The 20382-nt window shown below is 74.3% G+C and carries 16 protein-coding genes; 8 read left to right on the top strand and 8 right to left on the bottom strand.

Translation table 11 applies throughout. The features are described from left to right. From RM540_RS05260 to RM540_RS05245, 4 genes are all read right to left on the bottom strand, one after another. A partial coding sequence (locus RM540_RS05260) for a type II toxin-antitoxin system RelE/ParE family toxin (protein ID WP_311662495.1) occupies positions 1-292 on the bottom strand: 292 nt, incomplete at its 3' end. Positions 293-295: 3 nt separating this feature from the next. Beyond that, positions 296-505, bottom strand: coding sequence for a hypothetical protein (locus RM540_RS05255; protein ID WP_311662494.1), 210 nt, complete (start codon positions 503-505; stop codon positions 296-298). A gap of 69 nt (positions 506-574) precedes the next feature. Next, entirely contained in the window at positions 575-3271 is a 2697-nt protein-coding gene (locus tag RM540_RS05250; RefSeq protein ID WP_311662493.1) for an ABC transporter permease, read from the bottom strand. Between the two features lie 78 nt (positions 3272-3349). Then, the gene (locus RM540_RS05245; RefSeq protein WP_311662492.1) at positions 3350-4117 is read right to left on the bottom strand and encodes an ABC transporter ATP-binding protein; all 768 of its coding nucleotides are present in this window, start codon (positions 4115-4117) and stop codon (positions 3350-3352) included. A gap of 465 nt (positions 4118-4582) precedes the next feature. On the opposite strand from RM540_RS05245, the gene RM540_RS05240 reads away from it, so the two are divergent. After that, a complete protein-coding gene (locus tag RM540_RS05240; protein ID WP_311662491.1) occupies positions 4583-6580 on the top strand; it encodes a M1 family metallopeptidase in 1998 nt (665 codons plus the stop codon). A 217-nt stretch (positions 6581-6797) separates the two neighbouring features. On the opposite strand, the gene RM540_RS05235 is transcribed toward RM540_RS05240, so the two are convergent. After that, entirely contained in the window at positions 6798-7238 is a 441-nt protein-coding gene (locus tag RM540_RS05235) for a BLUF domain-containing protein (protein WP_311662490.1), read from the bottom strand. A 220-nt stretch (positions 7239-7458) separates the two neighbouring features. Between RM540_RS05235 and RM540_RS05230 the strand changes: the two genes are divergently transcribed. Further along, positions 7459-9210, top strand: coding sequence for a DEAD/DEAH box helicase (locus tag RM540_RS05230; RefSeq protein ID WP_311662489.1), 1752 nt, complete (start codon positions 7459-7461; stop codon positions 9208-9210). Positions 9211-9501: 291 nt separating this feature from the next. Here RM540_RS05230 and RM540_RS05225 read toward each other — a convergent pair whose 3' ends face one another. Further along, positions 9502-11202: a prolipoprotein diacylglyceryl transferase family protein gene (locus RM540_RS05225; protein ID WP_311662488.1), complete on the bottom strand. Its 1701-nt coding sequence runs from the start codon at positions 11200-11202 to the stop codon at positions 9502-9504. Positions 11203-11462: 260 nt separating this feature from the next. On the opposite strand from RM540_RS05225, the gene RM540_RS05220 reads away from it, so the two are divergent. Together RM540_RS05220 and RM540_RS05215 are read left to right on the top strand one after the other, a co-directional pair. Further along, the gene (locus tag RM540_RS05220; RefSeq protein WP_311662487.1) at positions 11463-12881 is read left to right on the top strand and encodes a NupC/NupG family nucleoside CNT transporter; all 1419 of its coding nucleotides are present in this window, start codon (positions 11463-11465) and stop codon (positions 12879-12881) included. Between the two features lie 121 nt (positions 12882-13002). Then, positions 13003-13521, top strand: coding sequence for a hypothetical protein (locus RM540_RS05215; protein WP_311662486.1), 519 nt, complete (start codon positions 13003-13005; stop codon positions 13519-13521). On the opposite strand, the gene RM540_RS05210 is transcribed toward RM540_RS05215, so the two are convergent. Further along, positions 13518-14723: a 4-phosphoerythronate dehydrogenase gene (locus RM540_RS05210; protein ID WP_311662485.1), complete on the bottom strand. Its 1206-nt coding sequence runs from the start codon at positions 14721-14723 to the stop codon at positions 13518-13520. The genes RM540_RS05215 and RM540_RS05210 overlap by 4 nt on opposite strands. Positions 14724-15011: 288 nt before the next feature. On the opposite strand from RM540_RS05210, the gene RM540_RS05205 reads away from it, so the two are divergent. The 3 genes from RM540_RS05205 to RM540_RS05195 all read left to right on the top strand — a co-directional run bounded on the left by RM540_RS05205 (position 15012) and on the right by RM540_RS05195 (position 18301). Beyond that, positions 15012-15680 (top strand): cell wall hydrolase, encoded by a 669-nt coding sequence (locus tag RM540_RS05205; protein ID WP_311662484.1) that lies wholly within the window; start codon positions 15012-15014, stop codon positions 15678-15680. Between the two features lie 572 nt (positions 15681-16252). Continuing rightward, positions 16253-17017 carry an RNA polymerase sigma factor gene (locus RM540_RS05200; RefSeq protein WP_311662483.1) on the top strand — a complete coding sequence of 255 codons (765 nt, stop codon included), beginning with the start codon at positions 16253-16255 and terminating at the stop codon, positions 17015-17017. Between the two features lie 99 nt (positions 17018-17116). Beyond that, a complete protein-coding gene (locus RM540_RS05195) occupies positions 17117-18301 on the top strand; it encodes a baeRF10 domain-containing protein (protein ID WP_311662482.1) in 1185 nt (394 codons plus the stop codon). A 133-nt stretch (positions 18302-18434) separates the two neighbouring features. Here the strand turns inward: RM540_RS05195 and RM540_RS05190 are convergent, their stop codons facing one another. Then, positions 18435-19019 carry a porin family protein gene (locus RM540_RS05190; RefSeq protein WP_311662481.1) on the bottom strand — a complete coding sequence of 195 codons (585 nt, stop codon included), beginning with the start codon at positions 19017-19019 and terminating at the stop codon, positions 18435-18437. A 171-nt stretch (positions 19020-19190) separates the two neighbouring features. Between RM540_RS05190 and bshA the strand changes: the two genes are divergently transcribed. Continuing rightward, entirely contained in the window at positions 19191-20369 is a 1179-nt protein-coding gene (gene bshA, locus RM540_RS05185) for an N-acetyl-alpha-D-glucosaminyl L-malate synthase BshA (protein WP_311662480.1), read from the top strand. Positions 20370-20382 lie beyond the last annotated feature (13 nt).

Below are 20382 nucleotides of genomic sequence, written 5' to 3'. Positions count from 1 at the left end.
TGCTACGATACGGAATCCCCCAGGCTAAGCATATGAGACCGATTCGCTTCCGGCCCTCCCCGGCGCTGTGGAGGTAGATGACGCGGTAGTTCCGGTACACCACCTCTCGCATGAGCTCGTCCCCGATCTCCGGCACGACGCGGCCGGACTCGGGAAAGGCGCTCAGCCGCTCGGCCGCTGCGAGAAGCCGACGCACGAGAACCTCGGCGTAGGCGGGCGACTGCGCGGCGTGGTAGTCCGCGATCTCGGCGAGGTCGGCCTGCGCCCTCTTCGTCCAGACGACGTCCGCCACTGTCTACGGCCGGTTGCGCCAACCGCTTAGCCGCTCCTCCATGCGGCGAGCGACTTCCGCGTGGGGGACGGTCTCTCCGCGGCGCGCCTGTTCGAGCCCCTCGCCGACCTTGCTCAGCAGGAGCAGGCGCTCCATCGCGTCCTCGACCGTCGCGTCGTCGGGCAGGTCGCCCACGGCACGGACGATCTGTGGCTTCGTGATGGGGACGGTCATGGCGCGGGCGGGGTGGTCCCTGATGATACGCCACGCGCCCCGCCCGACTCGTCCAGCGCCCGCCCCGCCCTACTCCTCCCGCAGCGCGATCGCCGGGCTCGTCGTGCTCATCCGCCACGCCGGGTAGGCCCCGGCCAGGAGCGCCGCCGCGACCGCCAGCCCGACCGCCTGGAGCAGCACGGACGGCGAGACCACGAACGCCAGCGTCCACCCGAACGAGCGGACGTTGACCACGAACACGAGGACGGCCGCCAGCGCGAGGCCGAGCGGGACCGAGAGCAGGCCCGCCCACAGCCCCATGAGGCCCGTCTGCGCGAGCACCATCTTCCGCAGCTCGCCCGGCGTCATGCCCTGCGCGCGGAGCATGGCCAGCTCGCGGCGGCGCTCGAGCTGGAGCGCCAGCAGCGCTGAGAGCACGCCCACAAACGCGACGCCGACCGCGAGCAGCCGGAGCACGCTCGTCACCACGAACGTCTGGTCGAAGATGTCGAGGCTGGCCTGCCGGAGCGCCCGCGTCGAGCGGACGGTCACGTCCTGCCGGCCCTCGGCGAGCGCCTGGGCGCTCGCCACCAGGTCGTCGGGGTCGACGCCCGGCGCCGCCGTGAGTGCCGTGCCCGCGTACCCGGGGTCGTCGTAGGCCGCGAGGAACGGGCGCTCGTCCATGAGCACCACGCCCAGGTCGTTCCCGTAGTCGATGTAGACGGCCGCGACCGGATAGGCGCGTGGGCCGCGGTCGGTCGGGAGCCGCAGCGTGTCGCCCACGCCGACCCCGAACCGGAACGCGAACGGCTCGCTCACGGCCACCGCCCCGCCCGGTGCCGCCGCCGCGAACGCCTCGGCCGAGCCCTCCTTGTAGCGGTTGACGCCCGCCCGCGTCGCGTCGATGCGCGAGACGACGAGGTCGAACCGGCCGGCCGACGAGCCGTCGCCCGCCCCGCCCGAGTTCCCGCCCGAGCGGACCAGGCCGTCCAGCGTGCGGATTCGGATGGCGTCGGTCCGCTCGACGCCCGGGAGCGCGGCCAGGTCGCGCGCGAGGGCCGGGTCGAGGACCGCCCCGCCCCGCCGGAAGACGGTCGCCGGCGGCTGCACGTAGACGTCGGACTGGAGCACGGACCCCAGCCAGTCCTCGACCGTCGTGCGGAACGACGACACCATCGTGGCCACGCCGATCGTGGCGGCCACGGCGACCGTGAGCGCGGCGACCGCCACGGCCGTCCGGCTGAGCGAGGTCGCGATCCCGCGCGCGGCCATCCGCCCGACCGGCCCCATGAGCCGGGCCATGAGCGGCTGCGCCGCCGCCGCGTACACTCGCGTGAGCCAGGGCGTGAGGAGCGCCACGCCGACCAGGATGCCGAGCATCCCGGCGTAGGCGCCGACCACGCCGGCGGGGAGGAGCAGCACCAAGCCGCCCGACGCGAGCGCCGCCGCCCCGCCCAGGGCCAGCCGCCCCGCCCCGCGCCCGATGCGGTCCTCCTGCGTCGAGCGGCGGAGCGCCGAGGCCGGCGCCACCGACGCCGCCTCCCACCCGGGCCGGAGCGCGCCGACGAGCGTGGCCCCGAGCCCCAGCACGGCGCCCTTCGCGAGCGCCCACGGCGAGAGCGCCAGCTCGCGCACGCGGACGACGAAGTACAGGTCGCCGATCGTCTGCGTCACGAGCCGGACCAGCCCGCTCCCCAGCGCCACGCCCAGCGCGAGCCCGAGCGCGGTCCCCACGGCGCCGACTACGAGCGCCTCGACCAAGACCAGCCGGAACACTTCGCCGCGCGTGACGCCGAGCGCCCGGTACGTCCCCAGCACGCGCCGCCGCTGGACGACGGCGAACGTCACGGTGTTGTAGATGAGGAACAGCCCAACGACGAGCGCCAAGAGGCTCAGCGCCGACAGGTTGAGCCGGAACGCCTCGGTCATCGTCGCCAGCGTCTCCGCCTGCGTCGACGCCGGCCGCACCTCGGCGCCCGCCGGCAGCAGCGCCGCCACGCGCGCCACCGCCGCCGAGTCCGGGAGCAGGAGGTCGATGCGGGAAAGGCGGCCGGCGGGTGCCGGCGAGGGATAGGGGATGGGGGATGAAGAGGGATTCGCAGACGTGACCTCGGCGGAGCCCGCCCCGTTCGGCTCCGCCCCGCCCACGCCCTTTCCACCCCGCCCCGCCCCGTCCCTCTCCAACCCAAACCACTCCTGCCCCGTCGCCACGTCCACCACGAGGAGGTTTTGGAGCGCGCTCGCGCTGCGGTCGTCGCCGGGCTGGAGGAGACCGATAACGTGGGCGACCTCGGAGCGGCCGTCGATCTGGAGCCCGAGCGTGTCGCCGACGGCGAGGCCCAGCTCCGCCGCCGTCTGCTCACTCACGAGCGCGGCGCCGGGGACGGTCAGGAACAGGCCGGCGTCGAGCCCGCTGCCCGGGCCGCCGACGAACGGGCGGAAGGCGGCCTCCTCGAACGGGTCCACGCCCAGCACGCCGACCACGCGGCTGCGCTCGCGCGCCACGCGCGCGTCGCCCTCCACGACCGGCGCCACGTTCGCCACCCCGCCCTCGGCGCGGACGCGGGCCACGAGCGCCCCCGGCACCCCGCCTGGCCCGCCGATGACCTGGTGCGTCGCGCGGCCGGTCACGGCCTCGCCCGACAGCTCGAAGGCGCGGAGCGCGCTCCCGTTCGCGAGGTCGACCGCCACGCTGACGGCCACGCCCAGCGCCACGCCGAGGATCGAGAGCGCCGTCAGCCACGGGTGGCGGAGCAGGTAGCGGCGGCTCGACAGGGCAAGGGTCATGGGGGATGAGGCAAGGGGGAAAGACCGTCGGGGCGGGGCGGCCTCCTCCGACGTCTGCTCTGTGAGGGGGCGGGGCGGTCAGTCGCGCGCCGCCACGGGGCGAGGCGCGCACTCCTGCCGCTTCCCCCCTCCCTCTTCCCTCTCCAGCCGCCCGTCGGCGAGGCGGAACACGGTGTCGACGCGGTCGAGCGTGTTCTCGTCGTGCGTGACCATGAGCAGCGTCCGCCCGCGCTCGCGCGTCATGGCTTCGAGGAGGTCGAGGATCTGGCGGCCGGTCCGGGCGTCGAGGTCGCCCGTGGGCTCGTCGGCGAGGACGAGGGCGGGGTCGTGGGCAAGCGCCCGGGCGATGGCGACCCGCTGCTGCTCGCCGCCCGAGAGCCGGTCCGGGAAGGCGTCCGCGCGGTCCGCCAGACCGACGTCCGCGAGCAGTGACGCCGCGCGGGCCTCGGCGTCGGGCGCCCGGTTGAGGTCGAGGAGGAAGCGGACGTTCTCGGCGACGGTCAGCGTGGGGACGAGGTTGTAGAACTGGAACACGAACCCGATGTGGCGGCGGCGGAACAGGGTCCGCTCGCGCTCCGAGAGCCGTTCGAGGTGCTGCCCGTCCACGACGACCGCCCCGTCGTCGGGTTGGTCGATGCCCGAGATCAGGTTGAGGACGGTCGACTTGCCCGCCCCGCTCCGCCCGACGAGCGCGCCGACGGTGCCGCGCCCGAGGCGCATGGACGCGCCGCGGAGCACGTCGCGCGTGGCGTCCCCCTCGCGGTACCCCTTGCGGACGTCGCGGAGGTCGAGCACGGCGTCCGCGGCGGGGGCGTCGGCGTCGGGCGGGGCGGGGCGGGCGGGCATGGCGTCGGGGCGGCGGCGTAGCACGACGCACGGCGCGCGGAGTTTTCAGCCGGGCGTGAAAGTGGGGCGGCGGGCAGCCCGTGAACCACCCCGCCCACGGCACGGGCGGGGCGGCGGCCGTAGCGGCGTTGCATGCAACGCCGTCGGGCTCGGCGCGCGGGCGGGGCGGCAGCGGGCGGGGCGGCGCCCGCCCAGACCGCCCCGCCTGCCCGACAACCACCCCTAGCCCCTCCTGGCTGCGCCGACGCTGCGCGGTGGCCAGGAGGGGGACTGCCGCCGCTTCGCAACGACGTTCGGCCACCTTCAGCCGCCCCGCCCGCGTTGACCTCCACCCCGCCCCCGGTCCGCTACCCGACCTGCAGGTGGGACGACCCCGTACGCGGACGGGCGGGGCGGGCGTTACTCCGGCGCCCCCGCCGGTGGCTACGTTCCCGCAGCGCCACCCCGCCCCCACTCCGCCCCTTTATGACTCCCCGCCTGTCCGCGCTGGCCCCGACCGCGCTCCTCACCGCGCTCGTCCTCGCCGCCGCCCCGGCCCTCGCCCAGAACGTCGCGTTCGACGAGACGAACGACGCCCTGTTCGCGCCGCTCGTGCTCCCGACGCCCAACCAGTACCGCGCCGCCGACGGGCGCCCCGGCCCGGCCTACTGGCAGAACGAGAACGACTACCGCATCGAGGCCGCCCTCGACACGACGACCCACACCGTCACCGGGACCGTCCGGCTGACCTACACGAACAACAGCCCGCAGGCGCTCGACTACCTGTGGATGCACCTCGAGCAGAACCTGTTCGCGCCCGCCTCGCGGGGCGCGCTCCGCACGCCGCCCGACAGCCGGTGGCGCGGGTCGTTCCCCGAGGGCGGCTACCAGATCGGGACCGTCACCGCGGGCGGCCAGCCCGTGACGCCGGTCGTGACCGACACGCGGATGCGGATCGACCTCCCCGCCCCGCTCCGCGACAACGGCGGGACGGTCGAGGTGGTCGTGCCGTACTCGTTCGTCGTGCCCGAGTACGGGGCCGACCGGATGGGCCGGCTCGAGACCGCCGCCGGGACCGTCTACGAGTTCGCCCAGTGGTACCCGCGCGTGGCCGTCTACGATGACGTCCACGGCTGGAACCCGCTCCCGTACCTCGGCCAGGGCGAGTTCTACCTGGGCTACGGCGACTTCGAGTACGACGTGACGGTGCCCTCGTCGATGACGGTCGTCGGCACCGGCGAGCTCTTGAACGAAGGCGAGGTCTACACCGACGTCCAGCGCGAGCGGCTGGCGCGCGTGCGCCAGAGCCCCGACCGCGTCTACATCGTCGAGCCCGACGAGGTCGGCCGCGCCCGCCCCGCCGGGGGCATGACCACGTGGCGCTACCGGGCCGAGAACGTTCGCGACGTGGCGTGGGCGGCTTCGGACGCCTTCATCCTCGACGGCGCGAACGCCGCCGTCGAGCTGGAGGACGGCACGACGAACGACGTCCTGATCCTGAGCGCCTACCCGTCCGAGGGCGTGGGCACGCCCGACAACCCCGGCTGGGAGGAGGCCACGCGGTTCGGCCGCGCCTCCATCCTCGCCAACAGCCGCTGGTACCCCTACCCCTACCCCGTCGCCATCTCGGTGGCCGGCGTCGTGGGCGGCATGGAGTACCCGATGCTCCACTTTTCGGGCGTCGACGCCCGGTTTATGAGCCTGTTCGGGGTCATCGACCACGAGCTCGGCCACAACTGGTTCCCGATGATCGTGGGCTCCGACGAGCGCCGCTACGCCTGGATGGACGAGGGCTTCAACAGCTACCTCAACACGTTCGCCAACCGCGAGTTCTACGACGCCAACCCGGACCCGACGATCGCCGGCTACGGCCAAGCCGACTCGGCCCGCGTGATCCGGCTCACCGAGGGGCCGGCGGCGGCGGACTTCGCGCGCCAGCCGTACGCGGTCGACCAGCCGATCATGACGTACCCCGACCGGATCCGCCGCCCCGCCCTCGGGTGGCTGGCCTACCGGAAGCCGGCGAAGGGGCTCCTGCTCCTCCGCAACACGGTCGTCGGGCCGGAGCGCTTCGACGAGGCCTTCGAGGAGTACATCCAGCGGTGGGCGTACAAGCACCCGCAGCCGGCCGACTTTTTCCGCACGATCGAGGACGTGACCGGCGAGGACCTGAGCTGGTTCTGGCGCGGGTGGTTCTACGAGACTGGCCTGTTCGACCAGGCGCTCGTCGCCCTCGACGTCGTCGACGGCCGGGCGGTGGCGACGGTCGAGAACCGGGGCGCGCAGGTGCTGCCCACGACGGTCGAGTTCCGGTTCGCGGACGGGACCACCGAAGTTGTCACGGTCCCGGCCGAGGCCTACTTCGGGACCGACACGACGGCCGCCCGCGTCGAGCTGGACGGCCGGACCGTGGTCTCGGCCCGGATCGACCCCACGGGCGACCTCCCCGACGACGACCCGACCGACAACGTCCGCACCCTCTAGCGCACCCTCCGGGTGGGTACGGGGTACCGGGTACGAGGTACGGTCCGATCTGACCTCGACGCGCGCGTACCTCGTGCCGAGCACCCTGTACCTACCTGCCGTTGCTCTAGCGCACTTTCTAGCCGCCCCGCCCGCTGCCCACGTCGGGGGCGGGGTGGCCGCACCCCCTAGCCGCCCCGCCCGCACGTCGGGGCGGGGCGGTCGCGTGCTGGGGCCGTCAGCCGGGGACGTGCGTGCGCACGCCGGGGAGGAGCGCGCGGAACGAGGCCAGCAGGCGCCGTGCCCGGTCCGGCCCCGGCGCCGTGAGGTCGAGGAGCGACCGCGTCGCAGCCCGGTCCTCGTCGTCCAGCCCGTGGACGTCGCAGAGCCCCATCGACCAGTCCGGGAACGACCGGGCCTCGACCGGCCCGCGGATGAGCGGGAGCACGCGGTGGTGGCGGGGGTCGCGGGCGATCCGGGCATAGGTCGCCTCGACGGCCGGGCCGGGGCCTTCGAGCACCTGCATCACGTTGCCCTCGGTGTAGAGGAGGGCGCCGGTGACGCCGGCGGCCGCGTTGTTGCGGCGGCTCACGCGGAGGATGTCGAGGAGTTCGTCGCGGCTCAGCAGGTGGGGCGTGGCGGAGCCGTAGACGACCTGGACGAGGGGGGCGGAAGACATGCGAACGCTGCGGTGATCTCCCGGGGGTATCGCCGCCCCGCCCCGTTCCTCAACCGGCCGCCCATTTCCCCGGGTCGCCCCGGGGGCGGGGTGGGGGATTCCGGCACGCGGGCCGCCGCCCAGGCCGCGGGTCCGCCGAGATTTCCCCGCCGCTCCGCCCCGCCCCGCCCGGCCGGGGGCGGGGCGGGCGTAGGTTGGACGGCCCCCGCAGATCGCTCCCGTGTCGCTCCCCGCCCGCCCGCTGCCGCCGTCGGCGGACGCCCTCCCCGGCGTCCGGCTCCGCGACGGGTTCGCGTTCCGCGAGGGGCAGCGGGCGTTCCTGGAAAAGTGGGCGGCGGCGCTCGAACGGGGCGAGCGGAACGCGCTCGGCGTGTTTGTCCCGGGCTACGGCAAGACGATTACGGCGCTCTCGGCCTACGTCGTCGCGCGCGCGCTCGGCGTCTGCGACCGGCTCGTGGTCTTCGTCCCCCGCGGCAACCTCCGCGACCAGTACGCCGACGCCGACGAGCTCGCCCAGGTCTTCCACTGGCTCGGGGGCGGGGCGGTCACGTACTGCGCGGCGGACTCGGACCGGGTGTTCCTCAAGAACCTCGACACCGAGGTCGTGGTGACGACCTACCAGTACGCGAGCGGCGAGCGTGGGAACGACGCGCTCGTCGAGTACTGCAAGCGGGCCAAGGCGCTCTTCGTGTTCGACGAGGTCCACCACCTGGCGACGGACGGGACGTGGGCGCGGGCCATTGAGCGGTTCCCGCACGCGGCGAGCGTGGCGCTCTCGGGCACGCCCATGCGCGGCGACAGCAAGACGCTGTTCGGCGTGCCCACGACGGTCGACTCCGAGGGCTTCGAGTACTACGACGCGCTCCACGAGGTCGGGATGCGCGAGGCCCACGCCGAGGGCGGCATCCTCAAGCGCGTCGACGCCCACGTGGTCGACTACGCGGTGCGGATGGTCAGGACGGACACGGGCGAGGAGGTCGAGATCTCGCTCTCGCAGCTCCGCGAGGACGCCGAGGCGACCAAGGACGTCGACGCGTACCTCGCGCGGCGGAAGCTCCGGTTCCACGAGGTCTACCTCGAGACGCTGCTCGGGCCGGCGTTCGCGCGGTTCGCCGAAAAGCGAGGGCAGCTCGCGCGGCAGATGGCGCGGTCCGGGAGCTACGCCGGCTACCGCGACCACCAGATGCTCGTCATCGCGATGTCGAACGCGCACGCGGCGGCCATCCTCGACTTCGTCCGCCGCCGCTACCCCGACGTCCGCTCCGCCCGGATCGGCCAGGACGTGGCCGCCGGCGAGCGGCAGCAGTTGCTCGACGCCTACCGCGAGGGCGGGCTCGACGTCATGGTCCAGGTCGACATGATCGGCGAGGGGACGGACATCAAGCCCATCTCGGTGCTGGTGAAGGCGGACCTCGTCCGCGCCGTCGGGAAGACGATGCAGCAGGTGTTCCGCGGGATGCGCTACGTGCCGCAATGGCCCGAGGAGGCCAACCGCTGCGACCTCTACGCCGCCGACGACTCGGGCGTGGTCGACACGCTGCGGTGGATCGCGGCCGAGGAGCAAACGGGCGTCAAGCAGTCCAAGGCGACCGGGGGCGGGGAGGGCGCGACGGTCGAGAAAACGGACGTCAGCGTGTGGGAGCTCAAGTCGGTCCGCCAGGGCGCGAGCCAGACGCACAGCCTGGAGCAGATGCCGGGCTACCGCTCGTCGTCCGACTTCCACCAGGACGTGCCCCGCCCCGCCCCGCGCCCCCAGGCCATCGACGTGGCCGCGCGCGAGCGCGAGCTGCGCCAGGCGTGCGCCGAGCTCGCCAAGGAGCTCTCGTTCGCCGCCGACGTCTCGGTCCGCCAGGTCCACGCGGCGTGGAAGCGGCGGATTCAGGGGCAGCCGCAGGCGGCGGCGAGCCTCGTCGAGCTGGACAAAAAGCGGACGTGGCTGGAGCGGTCGCTCCGGGCGGGGCGGCTGGTGTAGCGGGTACGGGGTACGGGGTACGGGGTACGGGGTACGGGGTACGGGGTACGGGAAGATGACCGCCCCGCCCGCGCTGTCAAGGGCGGGGCGGCCGAGTTGCCCCCACGTTGTCCACCCCGCCCGGGGCGGTTCTGCGCGACGAGGTCGCGTCGTTGCATGCAACGACGTGTTCCGGTGGCCGTCGGGCGGGGTGGCGGGCCGCCCGCAGCGACGCCTGGGCGGGGCGGGCGTGCTGCGCGGACCGCCCCGCCCGTGCCTCCGCCGCCCCGCCGGCGCGTGAGGGCGGGGTGGCTACTCGGCCGGCAGGTGGAGGCGGAGCCGGACGCCGCCCTGGTAGATCCAGTCGCCGTTGGACGACGCCACCGCGCCCATCGGTTCGAGGAAGAGCCGCCCCGCCGGGATCGTGCCGGCGACGTAGAAGCCGGAGCCGGAGACGCCGCCCGTCACACGGAGCTCCTGGCCGTCGGCGGTGAGCCGCCCGGTCCCCGCGCCGATGTGGACCGCTGGGGCTGGCGCTCCAAAGTGCGGGGCGTCCATAAAGCCCACCAGGAAGTGCGCGCGGCGCGGGCCGAGGCGGAGGCCCGCCGAGGGGAAGACCGTCGCCGTCTCCGGCCCCAAAATGGAAGAGCGGCCGACGTGGAGCCCGAGCGAGCCGCCGATGTTGCGCTCGTCGACCCGGGCGTACGGAGCGACCGCGGCGAAGCCGTGGGCCTCCTCCGAACGCGGCGCCTGATCGCTGCGCGGAGAGAACGCTTGCCGGCCGCCGTAGACCCGCACGCCGACCTCGCGCGTCCGCTCGGCCTCGGGGTCGACCCAGACGCGCGCCACGCCGGCGCCGGCCGTCGTGTACTGGTAGAGGTTGTCGCTGCAGATGTCGAACTCCTGGTACCGCCCCACGTCGCCGTGCGCCTCGACGGCCCACAGACTGAACGGCTCGGCCGCCGGCTCGGTCTGGAACCCGGCGACGAGCGGGAGCGCGCCGGCCACCCCCGCCGCCGCCCACCGGAGCGGGGCGGCGGCCGGGCTCCGCACCAGGGCGACGGCGACGGCGCCCGCCGCCGGCACGATCCGGATCAGCAGGACCGCCGCCTCGGCCGACGTCAGCCACCCGTCGAGGGCGAGGCGCAAAGCGACGACCACGCCCAGGACCGCCACGAGCCGGAGCGGGGCGGGCTCCGCGCGGTCCGCCCCACCCCAGCTCTCGGCCGCCCCGCCCCGCTCGCGCCGCTCGGCCCACAAGACGGCCCCGAGGGCGAGCGCGGCCGCGGCCGCCATCCCCACCTGGACCGCCGTGAGCCCGCCCCACGCCGTCACGTCGTTTGCCCGCACGAAGTCCTGCGCGAAGCGGTGCACGGCGTACAGGCCGACGACCGCGCCGCACAGGCTGCCCGGCGCGCGGAGCCGGCGCGCGAGCCGCGGCAGGAGCGCCAGCACGACGAGCGCGAACGCGATGTCGTAGAGCGGGATCGGGTGGACCGGCGCCGGACCGGCCGCCCCGCCCTCGACCACGCCGTGCGCGAGGTGGAACCCGTGGACGAACGAGCCGGCCGCGTACGTCACGCCCCACGGTCCGTCGGTCGGCGTCCCGAAGCAGCAGCCGGCCAGCAGGCACCCGACGCGGGCCACGGCGATGCCCACGAGCCCGGCCGACGCGAGCGGGTCGAGCATCGACCGCCGGACGCCCAGCAGGCGCCGCGCGGCCTCGGCGGCGACAAGCGCCCCGGCGATGGTGCCCGGCAGCCGGCGGACGCCCGCGTCGGGGAGGGCACCGTCGAGCCAGAGCGCGCGGAGCCCGTCGAGGCCGAGCGGGAGCAGCCGCGTCCCCACGACGCCGCCGATCCCGGCGGCGGCCAGGACCAGGAGCCACGCCGCCGGCGGCCAGCCGCGCCGGTAGCCCACGACGACGGCCGTGAGGTAGGCCGCGCCGAAGGCGAGCACGGTGAACGGCCCAAACCACTCGGGATGCGCTCCGAACAGGGAGGTCAGATCCATGGCGAGGCGTGGGGGCGGGGTGGTCGCAGAGCGTAGCCCCACCGCCCCGCCCGCGCGTAGTGCAAACGCACCACCCCGCCCGCGACGAGCAGCGAGCAGAAGGTGGCCTCCTCGCCCGCGCTGAGGGCGGGGTGGTCACCCTGCGCCCGGCACGCCGCGTCGCCACGGGCACCGGGCCGGGGCGGCCTCCCGACTCGCCGGCCCCCGCCCCGCCCGGTATCTTCGCGCCGCCTCACCCTGCGGGTCCGCCCCGCGCATGCATGGACCTTGTCTCGATCGGCCGCGGCTTGCTCGGCCTCGTCGTCATCCTCGCGATCGCGTTCGCGCTCTCGTCCGACCGCCGCCGCGTCAACTGGCGGACGGTCGGGCTGGGGCTGGGGCTCCAGCTCGTGTTCGCCGTGCTCATCCTCCGCGGCGACAGTCTCGCCGCGACGTTCGCCCCGCTCGGGTGGCCGGCGGCGGCGTTCGCGTTCGTCTCGGGCCTGTTCGTGCAGTTCCTGGCGGCCGTCGAGGTCGGCTCCACGTTCATCTTCGGGACGCTCGGGCTGGGGCCGGCGTCCGAGGGCTCGCTCGGGTTCTTCTTTTTCGCCCAGGTGCTCCCGACCGTCATCGTGTTCGCGTCGCTGATGTCGATCCTGTACTACCTCGGGGTCATGCAACGGATCGTGCAGGGCGTGGCGTGGGTGGTCCAGCGGGCGCTGGGGACGAGCGGGCCGGAGTCGCTCTCGGTCAGCGCCAACATCTTCGTGGGGCAGACCGAGGCCCCGCTCGTCATCAAGCCCTACATCAAGACCCTCTCGCGGAGCGAGCTCATGGCCGTCATGACGGGCGGCATGGCGACGATCGCGGGCGGCGTGCTGGCGTCGTACGTCGCGTTCCTGGGCGAGCGCTACGCGGCCATCGAGGGCGTCCCGGTGGCGGTCGGGCAGCAGCTGTTCGCCGAGCAGCTGCTGGGCGCGAGCGTGATGGCGGCGCCGGCGGCCCTCGTGCTCGCCAAAGTCCTCATCCCCGAGACGCGGCCCACCACCCCGCCCGACGCCCTCGGGGGCGGGGCGGAGGCCGTCCCGCCCGCCGTGACGGACGCGGGCGAGGCCACGCAGCCGGCGACCGACAGCACCGAGGCGACCGCCGCCGCCGTCGAGGACCTGACCGACGCCGGACCCAAAAACGTCATCGACGCCGCGGCGACCGGCGCGGCCGACGGGCTCCAGCTGGCGCTGAACATCGGGGCCATGCTCATCGCGTTCCTCGCCCTCATCGCCATCCTCAACGGCATCCTCGGGTGGGGCGCCGGCCTGTTCGGGTTCGAGATCAGCCTGGAGGCCATCCTCGGCGTGATCCTGGCGCCCGTCGCCTGGGCCGTCGGCGTGCCCGCGGGCGACGTGACCGCGTTCGGGGCGCTCCTGGGGACGAAGGTGATCGCCAACGAGTTCGTCGCCTACACCCAGCTCGCCGACGCGCTCGCGGCCGGCTCGCTCCAGCCCAAGACGGTCATCATGGCGACGTTCGCGCTGTGCGGGTTCGCCAACCTGTCGTCGATCGGCATCCAGATCGGCGGGATCGGCCCGCTCGCGCCGGAGCGGACGGGCGAAATCGCGGCGCTCGGGCTCCGCGCCGTGCTCGCCGGCACGCTCGCCAACCTCATGACGGCGACGATCGCCGGCGTGCTGCTGGGGTGAGGGGGAGAGGGGCAAGGGGAAAGTGCGCCGCCCCGGGGCGGGGTGGTCCGTTTGCACTACGGCGGGGCGGGGCGGGCGCGGTAGGCTACGGCACCGCCCCGCCCCAGGTCCGCTCACTCCCATGCGCCGCCCCGCCCTCCTCGCGTTGCTCCTCCTGCTCTCCGGCTGCGTCGCCACGACGCGGACGCTCGACGTGGCCGACGCGGCGAGCCGCCAGGCGATCAGCGAGCGGGCGGGGCGGCAGCGGGCGGTCGTCACCGTCCGCGACAGGCCGGCGGTCGAGGCCCGCGGCCTCCGCATCGACGCCGACTCGACGAGCTGGATCGGCGCCGACGGCGCCGTCCACGTCGTGCCGACGGCCGACGTCGACCGTGTCGCGTTCGCGGGCGTCGACCCGCGGGGGCGGCTGAGCCGGCTCGAAGGGTTCGCCCTCGGCTTCGCGGCGGCCGCCGTGGGGGGGGCGGTCCTGACCCACGCGACGTACGAGCCGCAGGGGTTCATCGACCTCAGCCCGACCGCCATGGCGGTGATATCGGGCGTGGTGTACGGCATCGGCGGCGGCGGCGTCGGAGCCTCTGTCGCCAACGGCCAGCCCGAGCGGTTCGTCCTGGCCCCGCCCCGCCCAGCGACGGTCCGCTAGCCCGCGATCCGCATCCCGAGCCCGTCCGCGACCGCGCGGCGGAGCGGGGCGGGGACCTCGCCCTCGACCGCGTAGTGCGCCCACTCGCGGCGCGCGGGGTACGTCCGCCGCAGATCGGCAAAGGCCGCCGCGCGCTCGGCCGCCCCGCCCGCGGCGTCGAGCGCGGCCCGGAACCGGGCGTCTTCGGCGCGGACGCTGAACGCCTGGCGCGCGAGCGCGTCCAGCCACGCCGCCTGCGCGACCGGGTCCTCCACGTCGCCCGGCGCGGGCGGGGCGGCGACCGGGGGCGGATCGGGGCCGAGCGCCGCGGACTCGTCCCACGGCGCGGCTTCCGCCCCGCCCGCCGCGAGCCACCGGCGGAGCGCGGCGGCCAGCATCGCCGTGCCGCGGACCTTGCCGTCGGCCGCGTAGCCAGCGACGTGGGGCGAGCCCAGTGCGGCGAGGCCGACCGTCTCGGGGTCGGGCGTGGGCTCGCCCGGCCACACGTCGAGCACGCACGGGCGGCGGGCCGCCTCGCGGCGGAGCGCGGTGGCGTCGACCACCCCGCCCCGGGCGGCGTTGACGAACCAGGCGCCGGGGCGCATGGCGGCGAACGCGTCGGCGCCGAAGAGGCCGCGCGTGGGCCACGGGCTCTCGGCCGCCGTCGTGAGCGGGGTGTGGAGCGTTACGACATCGGTCTGGGCGAGCACGGCGTCGAGCGGGACGTACGGGTGCGCCTCGCCCCGCGCCTCGGCGGCCGCCGCGCGGGGTGGGTCGGACGCGACGATGCTCATCCCGAGTGCCTCGGCACGCGGCGCGAGGCGCCCGCCGACGGCGCCGGTGCCGACCACGCCCAGCGTTTTCCCCGCGAGCGCCTCGCCCCGGTCCGCGGCGACGGCCAGGAGCGCGGCCAGGACGTGCTCGACGACCGACGTCGCGTTCGACCCCGGCGCCCACGCGAACCCGACGCCCAGGTGGCCGAGGGCGGGGCGGTCGACGTGGTCGGTCCCGGCCGTCGCCGAGCCCACGAACCGGACGGGCGTGCCCTCCAGGAGCGCCGCGTCGACCGGCGTCACGCTGCGGACGAGCAGGACATCGGCGCCCTCGGCCTCGGCGCGCGTGATCTCGCGGCCGGGGAGGAGCCGGACGCGTCCCAGCGCGCCGGACGCGTCGGTCGCGGCGGGGATGTTGGCGTCGGCGAGGATGCGGAGCGGGGTGTCCATTGGGCGAGACGGCGGGCGGGGCGGGTGTCCACCTCACGGGTCAGCCGAGGAGCCGACGGTGGACGCGTCGGGGGCGGGGCGGTCGGACGCCGGGCCGAGGCGCCGGTTCGGGCCGCCCCGCCCCCGCACGACCGCGTGGGCACGGTCGTTGGGACCTGTGCCCCGCCTGCTTCTGGCCCGGCTCCGAGTTCTCTCGGCCCGCACGCCCCCTTCTCGCGGGCTTCGAGACCTCAGAGTTCTCTTTCCCAGAGCGTCCTTCTCCCCACCGCCGATCCCGAGCCCCCCTGCATGGACACAGACTCGAACGACGCGTCGACAAAGACCTTTGCCAAGAAAGCCGCCGCCGGTCTGGCCCTGGTGTTGGCCGCGATGCTCCCGCTGCTCGCCCTGTTCTTCACCGCCTACAGCCCGGACGACCTCGCTCAGAGCGAGCTCCCCACCGCCGTCGTCTCCGACGCCCCCCCGCCCTTCGTGCTGGCGGACGTGAGCGACGACGTGCTGTGGCTGGCCCGGTGCATGTACTCGGAGACCAAGAAGCCCCACGAGCAGGAGCTCGTCGGCTGGGTCATCCGCAACCGCGTCGAGACCGAGTACCGCGGGGCGTCGACGTACGAGGGCGTCGTGACCGACCCGTACCAGTTTAGCGCCTTCAACCCGGGCAGCCCAAAGCGGCGCCTGTACACGACGCTCACGCCGGAGACTGCGACCGAGGCGTTCCAGCGCACGCTGGCCATCGCCCACGACGTCTACTACGCCCGTTCGGCGGACCGGCCGTTCCCGACGTCGACGCGCCACTTCTACAGCGAGCGCTCGATGGTGGGCGGGGCGGCCCCGAACTGGTCGGCCGGCCACCAGCCCATTCGCCCGACCGGCTTCCGCGTGGACCCGCGCCGGTTCCGGTTCTACTCGGGCGTGGCTTCGGCGCTGAGCGCCGCCCCCCTCCGGTTGGCGCTGTAGGTTTCGAACCCGGGTCCTCCCACCACGCCGGCCCGTCCGGCGGACCCGTCCAGGGCGCGCCTCCACCGGGCGCGCCCTGTTTTTGTTGGGGGCGGGGCGGAGACTCTGTGGGGCGGTTCTGTGAGGCCGCCCCTCCCTGTGAGACGGGTCGCCGTTTTGGGAGCGGTCCCGGGCGGGGCGGGGTCCGGCGGGCGGGGCGGTCGGTCCTCCCGGGCGGGCTCCCCCTCACTCCGTGGTCCCGCGTAGGGATGGCGATGGAGAGGAAGAGCCTCTGAAGTCTGCGCGGCTGTCTGGGACCGCCCCGCCCCGGGTCGATGCCCGCCCCCCACCCCGCCCTTTGGGTTCGACCCTCGCCCGGCGAGGGAGGGGGAGATCCCAGACGGCTTTTGAGATCGGGGGCAGGCGCGCCGCGGGCGGGGCGGTGGCCGACGGCGCCAGCTCACAGGCGAGGCGGACGCGGGCGCGGTTCCACCCCGCCCCGCCCGGATCTTGCGGTGCCCCCGCCCGGTTGACCCCAGACCGGCCCCGCCCCTGCGGAGCCGCCCTGCCCTTCTCGCGAACACGCCCCCTCCATGCCCTCTGCCCACCCGCCCGCCGACGCCTGGCGCCGCGCGCTCGACGGCGACCGCGACGCCTTCAACGACGCGATCGCCCCGTACCAGGACGACCTCATGGCCGCGGCCGCCCGCCAGCTCGACATCGAGCGCGCCGCCGTCGACGACACGCCGGCCGACGACACGGGTACGCTCGTCGACCTCACGACCGAGGAGCTCGTCGGCGAGACGCTCGTGCGCGCCTGGGAGCGCCGCGGCCGCTACGACGCCGACCGGATGAGCTTCCGCGCGTGGCTCCTCGGGCTTCAGACCCGGGCGCTCGCCCGGTACGCCCGCCAGGAGGACCGCTACGCCGAGCGCAAGATGATCTCGCTCGATGAGGAGCTCCCGACCGGCGAGGAGCACGACGCCGTCGAGGAGTCGTTCTACGAGTTCCGCCAGCCGTTCGACGTCGACACCTACGAGGAGATCGTGCCCTCCACGACCCCCGAGGACGTCAGCGTCGAGGGCTACGCCGAGGCCGACCTCAGCCCGCAGGACCGCGACCTCCTCGCCGACGCCACGTTCCGCGGCGCGGCCCGCCAGGTGACCGTCCTCCACGACGAGTTCGAGGTCTCGCTCCCCGAAGCGGCCCAGATCATCAACGCCTCGCTCAAGGACACGGCGGCCATGCTGAACCTGGCCCGCGAAGGGCTCCTCGACCGCTACGGCTCGGTCCGCGACGACCACGACGACGACCCCGCCGTCGACTCGTACACCGGCGACCCGCTCCCCGACGCGTAGCACGCCCCCCGGGCGCTCGGTACCTGGTACGAGGTCCGCCGAGCGCCCCGCCCCGCCCGCCCCTCTGCGCCCCGCCCGCTCCCCATCCCCTCCCCTCTGATGTCCACGACCCTCGCCCCCGACGACCGCGACGCCCTCCTCGCCGAGCTGCGCCGCCGAACGACGAAACCCGGCTTCCACTTTCTCTCGGCCGACCACCTCCAGCGCCTCAACGAGGCGCAGTCGACGAGCGCCCCCATCGTCAGCCTGTACATGGAGCTGACGCCGGAGGCCCGTCTGGGGACGACGTGGGAGACCACGTTCAAGGACCTGTGCGAGCGGGCGGTTTCGGACGCCGGCGAGCAGAAAAAGGCGGTCCAGGCCGAGTGCGACCGGATCGGGGAGGCGCTCGCGAACGGCCTGCCGCGGACGGGGCGGGGCGTGGCCTTTTTCGCGTGTGAGGCGCTCGGGCTCTTCGAGCAGCTCGGGACGGCGATCGCGCTCCCCAACGAGGTCCACGTCACCGACAACCCGTACGTGCGTCCGCTCGCGCGCGTCCGCGACGAGAACGACCGGTTTGTGATCGCGCTCGTCTCGGCCCACAAGAGCCGGTTCTTCTTTGCCCAGATCGGGCTCGTCGAGGAGGTCTACGAGCTGGAGGGCCAGGAGCTCTTCGTCACCGACTTTGCCTCAAAGGACCAGCGCCAGGACATGAAGGCGGACATGAAGCGGGCGCAGGCCCGGCGGAGCGCCCACGCCTGCAACCTGATCGCGCAGTCCCTGGAGGCCCGGCACGTGATCCACTCGGCCACGACCGACATGGAGGCCGACTTCCTCGACGGGCTCGACCAGGCGACGCGCCAGCGCGTGGCCGCCTCGTTCTCGTGCGACATCAACGCGACCTCGGCCGAGGTCTCGGACGCCGCCGGCGACGTGCAGCGCGAGGTCGAAGCCCGCGAGGAGCTCGAGACGCTCGGGAAGGTCCAGGAGCTCCTGTCGTCGCGGGCCGTGGCCGGCCTCGACGACACGCTCGACATGCTCAACCAGCAGCGCGTGATGACGCTCGTGGTCGACGACGCCGAGACGATTCCGGGCGGCATCGACCCGACCTCGGGGATGCTCACGACGCAGACCGAGGGCACGTACGAGGCGACGGGCGGGGCGGTGCGCGCCGTGAACGACCTCGTCGAGCTCATGCTCGACAAGGCCATGGAGCAAGGAGCCACGCTCGAACTCGTCCGCAGCAAGGCGGCGCGCGAGGCGCTCCGCGAGCACGGCCCGGCCGCCGCGCTCCTCCGCTTCTGAACGAGTACGGAGAGACGGGCACTGAGCGACGGGCGGGGTGGCTTCGAGACCGGGCCACCCCGCCCTCCTGTCAGGCGGGATGGTCGGTCCGACCACTCCACCCGTTACCCGTCGCTCATCACTCGTCGCCTTTCTAGATCCCGATGCCGGCGCGGATCATGAACAGGCTGACCTTGACGTCCTGGTCGGTCCCCGCGTCGTCGGCCGCGATGCCGGTGAGGTCGAACGCGTAGCGGAGCTCGAGGAACCCGTTCGGCCCCACGATCGGGATGCCGGCTCCGGCCCCGATGCCCACGTTGAGCACCGTGTTGACCGACCGCGTGTCGAACGTGTCGAGGCCGTCGAGCGGGAACCGGAATTCGGGGCCGACGAGCACGTACCCCTTTAGGATCGGCGTCGGCGTCTGGAGCTTGAAGTCGACGGGGACGGTGACGAAGCTGATCGACCCGTCCTCGCCCTCGCCCTGGACGTCGCCGGCGCGGAGGTAGTACACGCCCGTCCGCGCCTGGAACAGGAGGACGGAGACGTCGGCAAAGGCGCCGATGTGGTAGCCCGTCGAGCCGTCGAAGTCGAGCCCGGCCGCGTCGCCGAGCGACGCGAAGTTGACGCCGCCGGCGACGCCGACGTCGATGGACGGGATGATCTGGGCCTCGGCGCGCGGGGCGGCGAGGCACGCCGCGAGGGCGAGGGCGGGGAGGAGGCGGGAGGCGAGGCGCATGGGGAGGGGGCGGAGAACGGTCGCCAAACCTACCGCCCCGCCCCGCCCACGGCGAGCGGGGCGGACCGGACGCGTGGGCGGGGCGGCGACGAGCGCCACTCCCCCGCCCGACATTCACCGTTCTGCAGCACGCGCGCCGGACCCGGGGCGGGGCGGTGGCGTTGGGGCCGCATGACGATCGGCATCACCTGCTACCCCACCTTCGGCGGCTCCGGCGTGGTCGCGACCGAGCTGGGCAAGGCGCTCGCGGCGCGCGGCCACACGGTCCACTTTATCGCCTACGCGCTCCCGCTCCGGCTCGAGCACGTGGCCCAGAACCTCACCTTCCACGAGGTCCGCGTCAACACGTACCCGCTCTTCGAGTACCCGCCGTACGCGCTCGCGCTGGCCTCGAAGATGATCGACGTGGCGACGCACGACGGGCTCGACCTGCTCCACGTCCACTACGCGATCCCGCACGCGACGAGCGCGGTCCTGGCCCAGCAGATCCTCCGCTCGAAGGGCGTCGAGATCCCGGTCGTGACCACGCTCCACGGGACCGACATCACGCTCGTGGGCAAGGACCCCAGCTTCAAGCCGGTCGTCGAGCACGCGATCGACGCCTCCGACGGGGTCACGGCCGTGAGCGACTGGCTCCGGCGCGAGACGTACGCCTCGTTCGACGTGAGCCGCGAGATCGAGGTGATCCCCAACTTCGTCGACACCGAGCGCTTCCAGCGCCAGCCGAAGGACCACTTTAAGCAGGCGATCGCGCCCGACGGCGAGCGCCTGCTCGTCCACGTCTCCAACTTCCGCCGCGTCAAGCGGACCGGCGACGTGGTCGACGTGTTCGCCCGGCTCCACGCCGAGGGCGCGTGGCCCGAGGGCGACCCGCGGCACGGCGAGGCCGGCGGCGTCAAGCTCCTCATGGTCGGCGACGGGCCGGAGCGGGCGGCGGCCGAGGCGCGCGCGCGCGAGGCCGGCGTGTGGGGCGAGGTCCGGTTTATCGGGAAGCAGGAGCCGGTCGAGGAGATCCTCTCCATCGCCGACCTGTTCCTGATGCCGTCCGGGAGCGAGACGTTCGGGCTCGCCGCGCTCGAGGCCATGGCGTGCGGCGTGCCCGTGGTGTCGTCGGACATCGGCGGCCTCCCCGAGCTCAACGTCGAGGGCGTCACCGGCTTCCTCCGCCCGCTGGGCGACATCGACGGCATGACGGCGGCGGCCCGCGAGATCCTCTCCCACCCCGCCCTCCACGCGCGGATGGCGGCGGCGGCCCGCGAGCGGGCCGTGACCGAGTTCGAGATCGATCGGATCGTCCCCCGCTACGAGGCCCACTACGCGCGGCTCGTCGCGGGCGGCGTGGCCGTGTAGGACCGCCGGTTCG

Source organism: Rubrivirga litoralis (genome assembly GCF_031846415.1).
Lineage (GTDB): Bacteria > Bacteroidota > Rhodothermia > Rhodothermales > Rubricoccaceae > Rubrivirga > Rubrivirga litoralis.
This window is presented reverse-complemented; position numbering and strand designations above follow the sequence as displayed.